15 protein-coding genes are annotated in these 13,667 nt (G+C 69.6%); 3 read left to right on the top strand and 12 right to left on the bottom strand.

Translation table 11 applies throughout. The features are described 5' to 3' along the window. The first annotated feature begins 16 nt into the window (after nt 1-16). Nucleotides 17-205, top strand: coding sequence for a hypothetical protein (locus ACE3PU_RS03935; protein ID WP_374386860.1), 189 nt, complete (start codon nt 17-19; stop codon nt 203-205). A 10-nt stretch (nt 206-215) separates the two neighbouring features. Here the strand turns inward: ACE3PU_RS03935 and ACE3PU_RS03930 are convergent, their stop codons facing one another. The 11 genes from ACE3PU_RS03930 to ACE3PU_RS03880 form a co-directional block, all read right to left on the bottom strand. Then, entirely contained in the window at nt 216-1,502 is a 1,287-nt protein-coding gene (locus tag ACE3PU_RS03930; protein WP_374386858.1) for a folylpolyglutamate synthase/dihydrofolate synthase family protein, read from the bottom strand. 5 nt (nt 1,503-1,507) lie between these two features. After that, complete coding sequence (locus tag ACE3PU_RS03925) at nt 1,508-2,398, bottom strand: acetyl-CoA carboxylase carboxyltransferase subunit beta (protein ID WP_374386856.1); 891 nt, start codon at nt 2,396-2,398, stop codon at nt 1,508-1,510. Between the two features lie 10 nt (nt 2,399-2,408). Continuing rightward, nucleotides 2,409-3,251 (bottom strand): tryptophan synthase subunit alpha, encoded by an 843-nt coding sequence (trpA, locus tag ACE3PU_RS03920; RefSeq protein WP_374386854.1) that lies wholly within the window; start codon nt 3,249-3,251, stop codon nt 2,409-2,411. A gap of 173 nt (nt 3,252-3,424) precedes the next feature. Continuing rightward, nucleotides 3,425-3,871 carry a hypothetical protein gene (locus tag ACE3PU_RS03915; RefSeq protein WP_374386852.1) on the bottom strand — a complete coding sequence of 149 codons (447 nt, stop codon included), beginning with the start codon at nt 3,869-3,871 and terminating at the stop codon, nt 3,425-3,427. After that, nucleotides 3,868-5,082, bottom strand: coding sequence for a tryptophan synthase subunit beta (gene trpB / locus ACE3PU_RS03910; RefSeq protein WP_374386961.1), 1,215 nt, complete (start codon nt 5,080-5,082; stop codon nt 3,868-3,870). Before trpB ends, ACE3PU_RS03915 begins: the two co-directional genes overlap by 4 nt. 47 nt (nt 5,083-5,129) lie before the next feature. Next, nucleotides 5,130-5,768 (bottom strand): phosphoribosylanthranilate isomerase, encoded by a 639-nt coding sequence (locus ACE3PU_RS03905; RefSeq protein WP_374386850.1) that lies wholly within the window; start codon nt 5,766-5,768, stop codon nt 5,130-5,132. Nucleotides 5,769-5,886: 118 nt separating this feature from the next. Next, complete coding sequence (locus ACE3PU_RS03900; RefSeq protein WP_374386848.1) at nt 5,887-7,101, bottom strand: NAD(P)/FAD-dependent oxidoreductase; 1,215 nt, start codon at nt 7,099-7,101, stop codon at nt 5,887-5,889. 31 nt (nt 7,102-7,132) lie between these two features. Beyond that, complete coding sequence (locus tag ACE3PU_RS03895; RefSeq protein WP_374386846.1) at nt 7,133-7,879, bottom strand: pseudouridine synthase; 747 nt, start codon at nt 7,877-7,879, stop codon at nt 7,133-7,135. Beyond that, on the bottom strand, nt 7,876-8,775 hold the full coding sequence (locus tag ACE3PU_RS03890) for a class I SAM-dependent methyltransferase (RefSeq protein ID WP_374386844.1): 900 nt from the start codon (nt 8,773-8,775) through the stop codon (nt 7,876-7,878). The genes ACE3PU_RS03895 and ACE3PU_RS03890 overlap by 4 nt, the downstream gene beginning before the upstream one ends. Beyond that, on the bottom strand, nt 8,775-9,575 hold the full coding sequence (locus ACE3PU_RS03885) for an undecaprenyl-diphosphate phosphatase (RefSeq protein ID WP_374386842.1): 801 nt from the start codon (nt 9,573-9,575) through the stop codon (nt 8,775-8,777). Before ACE3PU_RS03885 ends, ACE3PU_RS03890 begins: the two co-directional genes overlap by 1 nt. 21 nt (nt 9,576-9,596) lie before the next feature. After that, complete coding sequence (locus ACE3PU_RS03880; RefSeq protein ID WP_374386840.1) at nt 9,597-9,887, bottom strand: hypothetical protein; 291 nt, start codon at nt 9,885-9,887, stop codon at nt 9,597-9,599. A 172-nt stretch (nt 9,888-10,059) separates the two neighbouring features. Here ACE3PU_RS03880 and ACE3PU_RS03875 point away from each other — a divergent pair, with 172 nt between their 5' ends. After that, complete coding sequence (locus ACE3PU_RS03875) at nt 10,060-11,073, top strand: cation diffusion facilitator family transporter (RefSeq protein WP_374386838.1); 1,014 nt, start codon at nt 10,060-10,062, stop codon at nt 11,071-11,073. Nucleotides 11,074-11,117: 44 nt separating this feature from the next. After that, entirely contained in the window at nt 11,118-11,804 is a 687-nt protein-coding gene (locus ACE3PU_RS03870; RefSeq protein WP_374386836.1) for a glutathione S-transferase family protein, read from the top strand. 7 nt (nt 11,805-11,811) lie between these two features. On the opposite strand, the gene ACE3PU_RS03865 is transcribed toward ACE3PU_RS03870, so the two are convergent. Further along, entirely contained in the window at nt 11,812-13,620 is a 1,809-nt protein-coding gene (locus tag ACE3PU_RS03865; RefSeq protein ID WP_374386834.1) for a methyl-accepting chemotaxis protein, read from the bottom strand. Between the last annotated feature and the right edge of the window lie 47 nt (nt 13,621-13,667).

The following is a 13,667-nucleotide window of genomic DNA, read 5'->3' as shown; positions in this document are numbered from 1 at the left end:
GCGCAAACCGTGCTAGATGTCGGCCATGACGACTGAGGACGACCCCGCCGCGCCGCCGCCCGAAGAAACTCCGGTCCAGCGCGCGCTTCGCCTGAAGCAGGCGGCGCTCGACGCGCGCCCCAAGCCGCCGCGCGGCGGCCGCTTTCAGCGCGAGCAGAATGCCCGGATCGCCGCCGGCAAGTCCCGGCCCTGGATGAGCAAATAGGCGGCCCGGTTCAGGTCGGCCACGTCTCGCGGCTGGCGCCCAGAACTTCGCCCGCGAGATAAAGCGAACCGCAGATCGCCACCCGGCCCGCGCCGAACCGCAAAGCCATGTCCAGCGCGTCGGAGACGCTCCCCGCCGGCGTCGCGCCCAGGCCGTGCCCGCGCGCGACCGCCGCCAGCGCCCCAGGCTCGGCCGCCGCGCCGTCGAAGCCGACCGTGAAGACGGTCGCGCCCGTGTCCTTCAGGGCCTCGAAGAAGCCGCCCTGGTCCTTGTTGGCCAGCGTGCCGCAGATGAGCGCCAGCGGGCGCGGCGCGCGGGCCTGACGGTCGGCCAGGAAGGCGGCCAGCGCGCGTCCCGCGTGGGGATTGTGTCCGCCGTCCAGCCACAGTTCCGCGTCGGCCGCGCGCGCGGCTTCGCCATAGGGCCCGGCCGTGATCCGCTGCAGCCGCGCCGGCCAGCGCACGTCCTTCAGCCCTTCGGCGATCGCCGCTTCGGGCAGGTCCAGCTCCAGGGCGGCGGCCACGGCCACGGCGGCATTGTCGATCTGGTGCGCCCCCGCCAAGGCCGGGGCCGGCAGGTCCATGAACAGGTCCGCCGTCTGGAACGCCAAGCCGCCGCGCTCGGCCCAGGCGTCGAAGTCGACCCCCAGCACCGTAAGCCGCGCCCGCACGTCCGTCGCGCGCCGTTCGATGGCCTTCATCGCCTCTTCGCGTTGCCGCCCGATGACGGCCGGGGCGCCGGCCTTCAGCACGCCCGCCTTCTCGGACGCGATCATGGCCAGGTCCGTGCCCAGGAACTCGGCGTGATCGTAGTCGACCGGCGTGATCACGCTCAGCAGCGGCCGCTCGATGACGTTGGTCGCATCCAGCACGCCGCCCAGGCCGACCTCGATGATCGCCAGGTCCGCCGGCGTCTCGGACATGGCCAGAAAGGCGGCGGCCGTGGTGCTTTCGAACACGGTCGCTTCGCCGCCGCAGTCCGAGGCAGCGGTCTCGATCCGGTCGAGCACGGCGCTCAGCGCCTCATCCTCGATCAGCCGGCCGGCCAGCCGGATCCGCTCGTTGAAGCGCACCAGATGCGGCGAGGTGTAGGCGTGGACGCTCAACCCCGCGGCCTCGGCGATGGCCCGGATCAGGGCGACGGTCGAACCCTTGCCGTTGGTCCCCGCGACGTGGATCACCGGCGGCAGCCGATGCTGCGGATCGCCCAGCGCCGCACAAAGCGCCTTCATCCGATCCAGCGACAGGTCGATGCGTTGCGGATGGCGGGCCCGCAGGCGCTCGGAGATGGGGTCCACGGCCGTCAGGCCGCCTTGCGGCTTCCGCCCATCAGCATGGACAGGATCTGGCCCAGGACCCGGGGCAGGTCGGCGCGGACGACCACGCGGTCGACCATGCCCTTCTCCTGCAGGTATTCGGCCCGCTGGAAGCCCGGCGGCAGTTTCTCGCGGATGGTGGCCTCGATCACGCGCGGACCGGCGAAGCCTATCAGCGCGCCCGGCTCGGCCAGGTGCACGTCGCCCAGCATGGCGTAGGAGGCGGTCACCCCGCCCGTGGTCGGGTCGGTCAGGACCACGGCGTAGGGCAGTTTCGCCGCCTTCAGCTCCTCGATCGCCAGGGTGGTGCGCGCCATCTGCATCAGCGACAGGGCGCCTTCCTGCATCCGCGCGCCGCCGGCGGCGGTGAAGCACACCATCGGAACCTGGCGCGCCACGGCCTCGCGCGCGGCCTTGATGAAGGCTTCGCCCGCCGCCATGCCCAGCGACCCGCCCATGAAGGTGAAGTCCTGCACGATCACGACCGCGTCCTGGCCGCCGACCGAACCGTAGCCGATGGCCATCGTATCCTTGCGACCGGCGGCTTTCCGCGCCGCGTTCAGACGGTCCTTGTAGGACTTTCCGTCCGAGAACTTCAGCGGATCCTCGGGCACGTCCGGCGTGTCGATGCTCTCGTATTCGCCGCCGTCGAAGGTGAAACGCAGGCGCGTCGGCGCGTCGATGCGCATGTGACGCCCCGACGGCGTGACCCACAGCGACCCTTCCAGGTCCGAGCGGTACAGCATCTCGCCGGTGTCCGGATCCTTGACCCAGAGGTTGTCCGGGGTGTCGCGGCGCGAGACGATCTTGCGGACGCCGGGCGCGAAACGGCTCAGCCAGCCGCCGCGCTTTTCCTGGGGTTTGTTCTTGTCGACCATGGGCGGGCTCTTAGACGGTTTCCGCTGCGGAAGCACTACTGACGACCGATCGAACCGCATCGCCCAGCGCCTTGACCCTGGCCAGAACGCGCGGTGCGGCGGGTTCGTTCGCGGCCAGCGCGGCGGCGACCTCGTCCACCAGGGCCGATCCGACCACGACGGCGTCCGCCACGCGGGCGATCTCGGCCGCCCGTTCCGGCGTCTTCACCCCGAACCCGACTGCGACCGGCAGGCCGGAGGCCTTTCGCACCCGCTCCACCGCCGGGGCCACCGAGACCGCCTCGGCCTCCTTGACCCCCGTTACCCCCGCGACCGACACATAGTAGACGAAGCCCGACGTGCCCTGGACCACCAGCTTCAGGCGCGCGTCGTCCGAGGTCGGCGTCGCCAGGCGGATCAGCGAGATCGACACCTTGTCCAGCGCCTCGATCAGAGGCCCGGCCTCTTCCGGCGGGCAGTCCACCACGATCAGCCCGTCGATGCCGCACTCGGCCGCATAGGCGGCGAAGGCGTCATAGCCCAGGCTCTCGATCGGGTTCAGATACCCCATCAGCACGATGGGCGTGGCGTCGTCGCCTTTGCGGAATTCCTTGGCCATCTCCATGGTCGAGGACAGCCCGAAGCCGGCCTTCAGCCCGCGGATCGCCGCCTTCTGGATCGGCGGGCCCTCGGCCATGGGATCCGAAAACGGAAAGCCCAGTTCGATGATGTCGGCCCCGGCGGCGGGCAGGCCCTTCAGGATCTCCAGCGCCTCCTCGCGCGACGGATCGCCCCCCATGACATAGGGAATGAAGGCCGCGCGGCCCTCGGCCTTCAGCGCCGCAAAGCGCGCGTCGATGCGAGCGGTAGTCATGTGTCTCCTTGGCGTCAAAGCCAGCCCCGAACGGGGTAGTGTCCGATAGTCGTAGCGTCTTGTGGCCAGCCTACTGTGCCGATTTCGTCGGCGCGTAGCACACCGGGATGAATTTCACAGTCTCGGCACGCCCGCCATCATGATCGCCGCCCGAGCTATGGCGGCTGAAGCGCTCATGAGGCAGGCGGGGTCGCAGCAGCGGCCGCGCACACGTCGCCGGGGATGGTGGCGAAGCCCAGATAGGCGGGCAGTTCGGCGACGGCGGTCTTTGTCGTGTCGTAGAAGGCGACCATCTGCATGCCGTCGCAGCCGCCGGCCTCGCGGCGCTTGACGAACACCACGCGGTTGTCATCGCCGCCCGCCGCCAGCCAGTTCTTGGCTTCCAGATCGGCGATATAGGCGTCGGCCAGGGCGCCGATCTGGCCCAGTTGCGCGGTCACGCAATAGGCCCGTCCCGTCAGATTGTTCAGCCCGCCGCAATCCGGCGACAGCTGCGCGCCCGGCAACAGGCCGACATCGGCCGGGCCGCCCTGTTGAGCGGCGGGGGCAGGCGTCTGCGCCTGAACGGCGGCGGCGAACAGGCTCATCACGGCGGTCGCCGCCAGCAGGCTACGGATCACAGTTCCACTCCCAGATGTCTGGCGACCTGGAAGATGTCCTTGTCGCCACGTCCCGACATCAGCAGGACGACGTCGCCGCCCTTGCCGACTTCGCGCGCTACTTCGCCGGTGCGCGCAAGCGCATGGGCCGGCTCCAGCGCGGGGATGATCCCCTCCAGCTTGGAGCACAGCTGGAAGGCCTCCAGCGCCTCGGCGTCGGTCGCCGAACGATACTCGGCCCGGCCGATGTCGTGCAGCCAGGCGTGCTCGGGCCCGATGCCCGGATAGTCCAGACCGGCCGAGATCGAATGCCCTTCGACGATGTTGCCGTCCTCGTCCTGCAGCAGATAGGTGCGGTTGCCATGCAGAACGCCGGGACGCCCGCCCTTCAGGCTGGCCGCGTGGTCCGGCGTATCCAGGCCGTAGCCCGCCGCCTCGACCCCGATCAGGCGCACGCCCTCGTCCTCGATGAAGGGGTGGAAGGCGCCGATGGCGTTCGATCCCCCGCCGATGCAGGCGACGACGGCCTCGGGCAGCTTGCCCATCTGGGCCTGCGACTGGGTCTTGATCTCCTTGCCGATCACCGACTGGAAGTCGCGCACCATGGCCGGATAGGGCGCGGGGCCGGCCGCCGTGCCGATGATGTAATAGGTGTCGGCGACATTGGTCACCCAGTCGCGCATCGCCTCGTTCATCGCGTCCTTCAGGGTCGCAGCGCCAGCGGTGACGGGAAAGACCTCGGTTCCCAGCAGACGCATGCGGAAGACGTTGGGTTGCTGCCGCTCCACGTCCACCGCCCCCATATAGACGGTGCAGGGCAGGCCGAAGCGGGCGGCGACGGTGGCCGACGCCACGCCGTGCTGACCGGCGCCCGTCTCGGCGATGATCCGGGTCTTGCCCATGCGCCGCGCCAGCAGGATCTGGCCGATGCAGTTGTTGATCTTGTGCGCGCCCGTATGGTTCAGGTCCTCGCGCTTCAGCCAGATGTTCGCCCCGCCGAAATGCTCGGTCAGGCGCTCGGCGAAATACAGCGGACTTTCGCGGCCGACATAGTGGGTCAGAAAGCCGTCCAGCTCAGCCTGGAACGTCGGGTCCGCCTTGGCCGCGGCGTAGGCCGCATCCAGCTCGTGGATGAGCGGCATCAGGGTCTCGGCGACGAACCGCCCGCCATAGGGGCCGAACCGCCCCTGAGCGTCGGGCCAGGCGTAGGTGTTGGGCAGGATGGCGTTCACGGCTTCAGCTTTCACGCAGCGGATGAAATCCCGGGGAGGCGGCGTAATTACGTCCGGCGCGCGGTTTGGATGAAGGCCGCGATCCGGCCGGCGTCCTTAACACCCGGTGCGCTTTCCACGCCAGAGGACACGTCCACCATCGGCGCGCCCGAGATCATGAGCGCCTCGCCGACATTGTCGGGATCCAGGCCGCCCGCCAGGAACCACGGATGGCGAAACGCCCGATCGGCCAGCAGGGTCCAGTCGAAGCTGTGCCCGACGCCGCCAGGCAGCACAGACCCCTCGGGCGGCTTGGCGTCGAACATCAGGTGATCGGCGTGATAGTCCCATTCATCGGCGCCGGCGAAGTCGTCTCCATGCCGGATCGGCAGGGCCTTGATCACGCCCGCTCCCGTCACGGCGCGCACCCGCTCGGCCCGCGCGGGCGTTTCGGACCCATGCAACTGGATGAAGTCGGGACGCAGCGTCCGCGCGATCTGATCAAGCAGGGCGTCGTCCGCATCGACGGTCACCGCCACGATTTTGGCCCGTCCACGCGCCTGTTCGAACAGCTTGGCGGCCTGGTCCGGCGCCATGTGCCGCGGGCTTTTGGGGAAGACCACAGCCCCGACGAAATCCGCCCCCGCCTCCAAGGCGGCGTTCAGCGTTTCCGGCGTCGTTAGGCCGCAGATCTTGATCGCCGTCATGCCGCAACCCCGTCGCCGTCCATCCGCCCCGCCGCCGTCGCAGGGTCGTTAATCAGGGTTTTGGCGAAGGCGCAGCGGGACACAGCCGTCAAGATAGTCGTCGGTCGTCCGAAATTCATCAGGGCCGATACAAATCCGCATCGGGATCGGCTTCGCCTCGCACCGCTCGCCCGACCACTTCGGAGGCGATCACCGAATAGGTGATGCCGTTACCGCCGAAACCCATGACGGCGTGGACGTGCTTCATCCCCTCGACGGGTCCGATCTGCGGCAGGCCTGTCTCGCTTTCGCCGAACGCGCCCGCCCAGGCGTAATCGACTTCGAAGTCCGCGTCGGGCAACAGTCGGCGCAGCTTGCGCGTGATCGTCTCGCACTTGCGTTTCAGCTTTGCCTTGTCTTCGTGCGCGGTCGCCGAGGGCTCGTCCTCGCCGCCGACGATCAGCCGGCCGTCGCCGCCCATGCGAAAATACAGATACGGATCGGACGCCTCCCAGACCAGGGTGTCGCGCAGCCACGCCGGGCATCGCATCCGGGGCTTGGACGCCATCGCCCAGGTCGAGATCACCTTGGCCCCGGGCGTCGGCACGCCCTTTGGAAACTCATAGCCGCAGCAGAAGACGACCGTCCGGGCCCGAACGGCGTGGCCCGCGTCGGTCAGCAGGGTGACGCCTTCGGGATCATCGACGGCATCCAGCACCTCGACCGGAGAATAGATGGTCGCGCCGCTTTCGCCCGCGCGCCGCAACAGCCCTGCCGCCAGACGGGCCGGATCGCCGCTGGCCGATCCTTGCGAAAGGATGGCGCCGGTGCGCGCCATGTTGAAGCGTTCGCGCAGCTCCGCGGGCGGGACAAAGCGGCTTTCCAGTCCTATCGCCGCCCGGGCGTCGGCCTCGGCCTCCAGCGCTCTTCGACCGTATTCGTCGCCCGCCAGGTAAAGCGTCTGCTTGGGCTTGAGCCCGCAGCGAATTCCTTCCTCCGACACGATCCGCTCCAGCGCCTCAACCGCCGCCCGCGACCGACGATAGGCCCGGCGCGCCTTCGCCGTCCCGATCCGTTCGGCAAGGGCGTTCAGCGGCAGGTCGATCTCCCACTGCAGCAGGGCGGTGGAGGCGATGGTGGAGCCCATCAGCGGCGGTCGCCGGTCCAGCACCGCCACCGAATGATCGCGGGCCAGCTCGTGGGCCATGAAGGCCCCGCTGATCCCGGCGCCGACAACGGCGACATCGACCGCGATCGCCTCGGTCAGCGGACGCGTCCTGACGCCCAGCCCCGAACTGTCCGCCCAGAGCGAGCGCCCCGTTCGCAGATCCCTCTTGGTGGTGGCCCCGGTCATGATCGCTCCGCTTCAGCGTAGCCATATGCCGTCAGGGGGCGGTCGGTTCCGCGAAGATCGAATCGATTTCTTCCGGCGTCAGCAGTCGCCACTGGCCGGACGCCAGGTCCGGCGGCAGCATCAGCCCGCCCATCCGCTCGCGATGAAGGGCTTCGACGTGGTTTCCGACGGCCGCGAACATGCGCCGCACCTGGTGATAGCGGCCCTCGGTCACGGTCAGCAGGGCCTCGGTTGGGGACACGACCTCCAGCACGGCCGGGGCCAGCGGCTTGTCCTCGCCCTCGAGAACCAGCTCGCCCGAGGCGAACAGCACGCCCTCTCCGCCGGCCAGGGGCCGGGCCAGCGTGGCGCGATACACCTTGGCCACATGACGTCTGGGCGAGATGACCCGATGCAGCAGGTCGCCGTCGTCGGTCAGCAGCAGCAGCCCCGTGGTCTGCTTGTCCAGCCTCCCGATGGTCGAAATGGCCGGATCACGCCTGCGCCACCGGTCGGGCAGGATGTCATAGACCAGCGCGCCTTCTTCCTTGTGCGAGCACGTCATGCCCAGCGGCTTGTTCAGCATCAGCACCAGGCCCGGCACGGGGTCCAGCGGCTCGCCGTCGATTTCCATGCGTGACGGCAGGTCGGGCGTGACCGCAATGCGTCTGGACACGTCCGTCAGGTCCGCGCCGTCCAGCACGACGCCGCCCGCCTTGGCCATGCGGGCCATCTCCGCCCGCGAGCCATAACCCATTGAGCCTAGCAGGCGGTCGATGCGAGAGGTCGACGCCTTCATTTCACCGCCTCGAACAGCTTGTAGCCGCCGGCCTCGGCCACCAGCCGGACGCGCTTGAACGCGGCGTCCAGTTCGGCCTCATAAGGCAGGTGTCGGTTGGCGACGATCCAGGCGACGCCGCCCTTCTTCAGCAATTCCGCGGCCTTGCGAATGAAGGCCTGGCCCAGCCTGCGGTCCTCGGCCCCGCCGTCGTGGAACGGCGGATTGCTGACCACGAAATCCTTGTCGCCGGCGGCGTCCAGGGTGCGGGCGTCGGACCACCATACCTTGGCGCGGGCGTCCTCGATGTTTCGGCGCGCGGCCTGAATGGCGCGCCGGTCCAGGTCGACCAGTTTCAGCTTGGTCACCTCCGACGAGCGCAGGACCACCGTCGCCAGGGCGCCGTAGCCGCAGCCCAGATCGACCCCCTCGCCCTTCATCGGCGGCAGGTGCTCGGCCAGCAGCGCCGAGCCCGGATCGATCCGGTCCCAGGCGAAGATTCCCGGCTGCGACCAGGCGTCCAGCCCCGGCACGATCTGCGGGCCGCCTGCGGCTATGGCGGCGTCGAGGCCTTGCACCGTGTCGGGGCGGATCACGACGCATCGGCGGTGGTGCGCCTTGGCCGTCTCGGCGACCTCCAGGCCGAAGGCCTTCAACTCCTTGCCCAAGCGCGAGCCGCCCTTGTCCTTGGGCGCCATCACGTCCAGGCGCCCGCCCACCTTCAGGGCGCGCAAGGCCAAAGCGAGCGTATAGCGACGCTCCAGCACGCCCGGCGGGGCATAGATCGTCACGGCGTCGGCCGAACCCGGCGTCTGCGCTTCCAGGGCGGCGGAATCGGGGATCAGCGGCGAGGTCTGGATCGCATCGCCGGGCGGATCGAAGACGGCCGGCGGCCGTCCATAGAGAAGCGTCGTCATCAGAAACCGGCCTGCAGAAGCGCCAGACCCGCGACGCCGACCACGATCCGCCACCAGGCGAAAATCCCGAACCCGCGCCGGGACACGAAGTCGAGCAGCAGCCGCACCACCGCCAGCGCCGACAGGAAGGCCACCACGAAGCCGATGGCGATCAGGCCGAAATCGCTGAAATCCAGGACGTCCCGGTTCTTCAACAGATCATAGGCCACTGCGGCCCCCATGGTCGGCAGCGCCAGGAAGAAGCTGAACTCCGCCGCCGATCGCTTGTCGGTCTTGAGCAGCAGCCCGCCGGCGATCGTGGCGCCAGAGCGCGACACGCCCGGGATCATGGCCAGGCACTGGAACAGGCCGATCAGGAAATAGACCCGCATCGGATAGGCGCTGGCGTCCAGCCAACGCGGGCGCTTGTCCATCCGGTCCAGCGCCAGCAGCACGACCCCGCCGACGATCAGGGCGATGCAGACCACCTGCGGCGTCTCGAACAGGACCATCTTGATGAAGTCGTAGGCCAGGAAGCCGATGACCACGGCTGGCGCGAAGGCGACCAGAAGCCCGATCAGGAACCGCCGCGCCTCGACGTCGAACGGCCAGCGCGTCGCCAGGGTCCATAGACGCCGGAAATAGACGCTGACGATCGCCAGCAGGGCGCCCAGCTGGATGACGATCTCGAACGTCTTGCCCGAACTCTCGAAGCCCATGAAATGGCCGAGCAGCAGCAGGTGCCCGGTCGAGGACACCGGAATGAATTCGGTCAGTCCCTCGACCAGACCGAGAATGATCGCCGCCAGCCAGTCCGCCATCGAAATCCCGCTTGGACCGGGTCAGTGCGCGCCCGGCTCGGGCCCCACATAGCGCAAGCGCGCCCGGATAGGCGAGCCGTCGATCGCCTGATCCAGCGCATGGGCGATCAGTCCGATCGGCCGGGACAGCATCAGCAGGTCGCCGGCGCCCGTCGGACCCAGGTCCAGGCTGCGCGCGACCAGGGCCAGGGCCAGGCCGAAGTCCGCCTTGCGTTCCGCGGTCCGCTCGCCTTCGGTCCGGACCGCGCGCAGCTCGGCCGACAGGTCGGTCGCGGCCAGCAGCGCCTCGGCGCGCGGATCATTCGGGGCCACGTTCCAGCCGCCGAAGCCCGCCGGAAACCCGCGCAGCCCGATCCTGCGTCGGGCGGCGTCCTCCGGATCCCGGCGCGCCTCGGCGACATAGGCGACTTTATGTCTTCAACCCTAACGCCGTTCTCGCCGCCTCGGTTGGCATCGGCCGGGTATTGCGCGAGAAGGTCGGACCATGACGACGCCTTCCACCCTTGACGACGCCCATCTGGCCACGCGGCGGATCACCCGCCTGTCGGTCGGGACGGCGGTCCTGCTGATCGTGCTCAAGGCGTTCGCGCTCGGGGCCTCGGGCTCGGTGTCCATTCTGGCCAGTCTGACGGATTCGGCCCTCGACCTGGTCGCTTCCCTGGCGACCTTCTACGCCGTGCGCTGGGCCGCCGCCCCGCCGGACGAGGAGCATCGCTACGGCCACGGCAAGGGTGAGGCGCTGGCCGCCTTGGTGCAGGCCGGGCTGGTCTTCGCCTCGGCCGTCTTCATCGGCTGGGAAGCGGTGCAGCGAATTCTTGATCCGCGGCCGGTCACGGCGGGCGGCTGGGCGACGGGCGTCGTCGTCGTCTCCATCGCCGTCACGGCCGGACTGGTGTGGATGCAGACGCGCGCGCTCAGGCAGACCGGGTCGTTGGCGGTGGCCGGCGACCGCGCCCACTATGCTGCGGACCTGGCGGCCAATGTCGTGGTGCTGATCGGCGTGATCTCGGGCGCCTTCCTCGGGGCGCCGGGCCTAGACGCGGCCGCGGGCCTTGTCGTCGCCGTCTGGCTGTTCTGGGGCGCGATCGGCATGCTCAGGGCCGCCGCCGATCATCTGCTGGACCGGGCCGTGTCCGAGGCCGACCGCGCGGCGATCACCGAGGCGGTGCTGGCCGATCCGAGGGTCTCGGGCGTCCACCAGCTGCGCACCCGCATGGCGGGGCAGGTGATGCTGATCCAGATGCACGTGGACCTCGATCCGAACCTGACGCTGGAGGCGGCCCACGCCATCGTGGTCGAGGCCGAGACCCGCGTGCTCAACCGATATCCGGCGGCGGACCTGCTGATCCACGCCGATCCCCGCGGCGTCGCCCGACCGCACGGCGGGGTGCATGCCGAACCGCTGGCGGATCATGCCGCGACCTCCGCACGCAACGACGCAGCAAGCGAGGCCGAGGAGCCCGGACAGGTCGCCCGGCCGAAAGGCCCCTGGTCGTGACGCGGTAAACGCGGGTTTAACGGGTATCGGCGCATCTAGCGGCGATGTCCGAACCCTGCGTCCTCTATCATTTCGCTTTCCACCCGGCGTCGCGCGCGGCGCGGCTGGCGCTGGGCGAGGCGCGGATCGACTGGCTCGATACGCCGGTGCGGCCTTGGGAGCCGGACTGCCCGCTGGGCGGTCTCAACCCCTCCGGCATGCCCCCGGTCGTCCAGGCCGTGGAAAAGGGACGTGACCTGATCCTGTGCGAACTCCCGGCGATTCTGGGGTGGATCGAGGATCAGCAGAAGTCGCCGCTGCTTCTCCCCGCCGACGCCGCAGAAAGGGCCGAGGCGCGCCGGCTGACGACCTGGTTCGAAAGCCGCTTCACGGACGAAGTCGACGCCGTCCTGCTGCATGAGCGGATGGAGAAGCCGCTGCTCAAGCTTGGCCCGCCCGAGGCCCGCGCCCTGCGCGCCGGTCGGGACGCGCTCAAGAGCCATCTGGCCCTGCTGGAAGACATCGCCGGCGCGCGCGACTGGCTGGCCGGTCGTCGTCTCAGCCAGGCGGACCTGATCGCCGCCGCCCACCTGTCGGTTCTGGACTATTTCGGCGAAGTGGCCTGGGCCGGACGGCCGGCGCTGAAGACCTGGTACAGCAAGATCAAGTCGCGCCCCTGTTTCCGTCCGCTGCTGGCCGACCGCTTCATCGGCGTCGCGCCCGCCGCCAGCTACGCCGACCTGGACTTCTAGCCGGCGGTCACGCCGCCCAGACGTTGCGCCGATCGCGCGGCGCGTCGATGCGGAAGCGGGCGATCAGATCGGCCAGGCGATCGGCTTCCTGGCTCAGGGCATGATTGGCGGCGGTGGTCTGCTCGACCATGGCGGCGTTCTGCTGTGTGGTCTGGTCCATGTGGTTCACGGCGGTGTTGATCTCGGCCAGGCCGACCGCCTGTTCCTGCGCCGAAGCTGCGATCTCCGCCGCCAGGCTGTTGATCTGCGCCACCTGGCCGATCAGGGCCGTCAGGGCGCCGCCGGTGCGGGCCACCAGTTTCGCGCCCTCGCCGACGCTGGCGCTGGAGGCGCCGATCAGGCCCTTGATCTCCTTGGCCGCCTCGGCCGAGCGCTGGGCCAGCGCGCGCACTTCCGAGGCCACGACCGCGAAGCCGCGACCCGCCTCGCCGGCGCGCGCCGCCTCGACCCCGGCGTTCAGCGCCAGAAGGTTGGTCTGGAAGGCGATTTCGTCGATCACGCCGATGATCTCGCCGATGCGGCCGGACGAGGCTTCGATGTCGCGCATCGCGGCGGCGGTGTCGGCGATGATCCGCTCGCGCTCCTCGGCGCCGGAACGCGCCTCGGCGGTGATGGCGGCGGCCGACCGTGCGCCGTCGGCGGTCTTCCTGACCGTGACGGTGATCTGGTCCAGGGCGGCGGCGGTCTGTTCCAGGCTGGCCGCCTGCCGTTCGGTCCGGCGCGACAGGTCGTCGGTGGCGGTGGTCACCTCGGTGGTGCCCGCGCGCATCGCCTCGACCAGGTCCACGATGTCGCCCATCGTCTGCCCCAGGGCGTCGACGGCGGCGTTGTAGTCGTCCTTCAGCTGGCGGCTGCGCGCCACGAAGTCGATCTCGATACGATGCGTGAGGTCGCCCCGCGCCAGCGACGCCAGACCCTCGCCCAGGGCGGCGACCACGGCGGCGTCCTCCTCGGCGATGCGATGACGGTCCTGCTCGGCGGCGATCCGATTGGCCTTGGCCGTTTCGCGCATCGCCTCGGCCTCGGCCTCCATCTCCAACCGCTTGGTCGCGGCGTCGCGGAACGACACGACGGCGCGGGCGATCTGGCCGATGTCGTCGCTGCGGTCCGCCCAGGGCACGGCGATGTCCAGCCGACCCTGCTGCAGGGCCTCCATCCGCTGGCGCAGTTCGCCCAGCGGCGCGAACATCCGCCGCGACAGATGCAGGCACAGGCCGACCACGATCAGGGCGACCGTCGTGCCGACGCCGAACAGGGCCAGCAGCATCCGGTTCACCGACGCCATGAAGTCGGCCTCGGGAATGCCGACGTACAGCACCCCGACCACCGCGCCCGAGGCGTCCTTGATCGGGTCGTAGGCGACGAAATAGGGCTTGCCCAGAATGTCCGCCTGGCCGCGATACGACCGGCCGTCGCGCAGCACGGCGTCATGGACCGGGCCCGCCGCCAGCTTGGTGCCGACCGCACGCGAGCCGTCGGCCTTCTTGACGTTGGTGGTGACGCGGGTGTCGCCCTGAAACACGGTGGCGGTGCCGCCGACCAGGGTCTTGATGCGATCGACAGGCTCCTCCAGCCCGTTAAGCGGCGTCGTGCCGACATACAGTCTTCCATCCCGGGCGCTGAACTCGGAGCCGTAGTCGCCCAGCACGTCCCAGGCGACGCGCATGTTTGCGTCCTGTCTTTCGGCGGCGGCCACGCGCGCGTCGCGCGTCATCAGCCAGCCGGCTGCGATGATCAGGACAATGGTCAGCACGCCCAGGGACACGACGACCATGAGGGCGGTCTTGGTCGCCAGCGACAGGGAACGAAACGTCATGGGGGAGGGACCCTGGATACTGCTGGCCGCCACCCTGCCCGACGAAC

The organism is Brevundimonas sp., from assembly GCF_041911375.1.
Taxonomy (GTDB): Bacteria; Pseudomonadota; Alphaproteobacteria; order Caulobacterales; family Caulobacteraceae; genus Brevundimonas.
The sequence above is the reverse complement of the archived record's forward strand: the minus strand, read 5'-3'. Positions and strand labels throughout refer to the sequence as shown.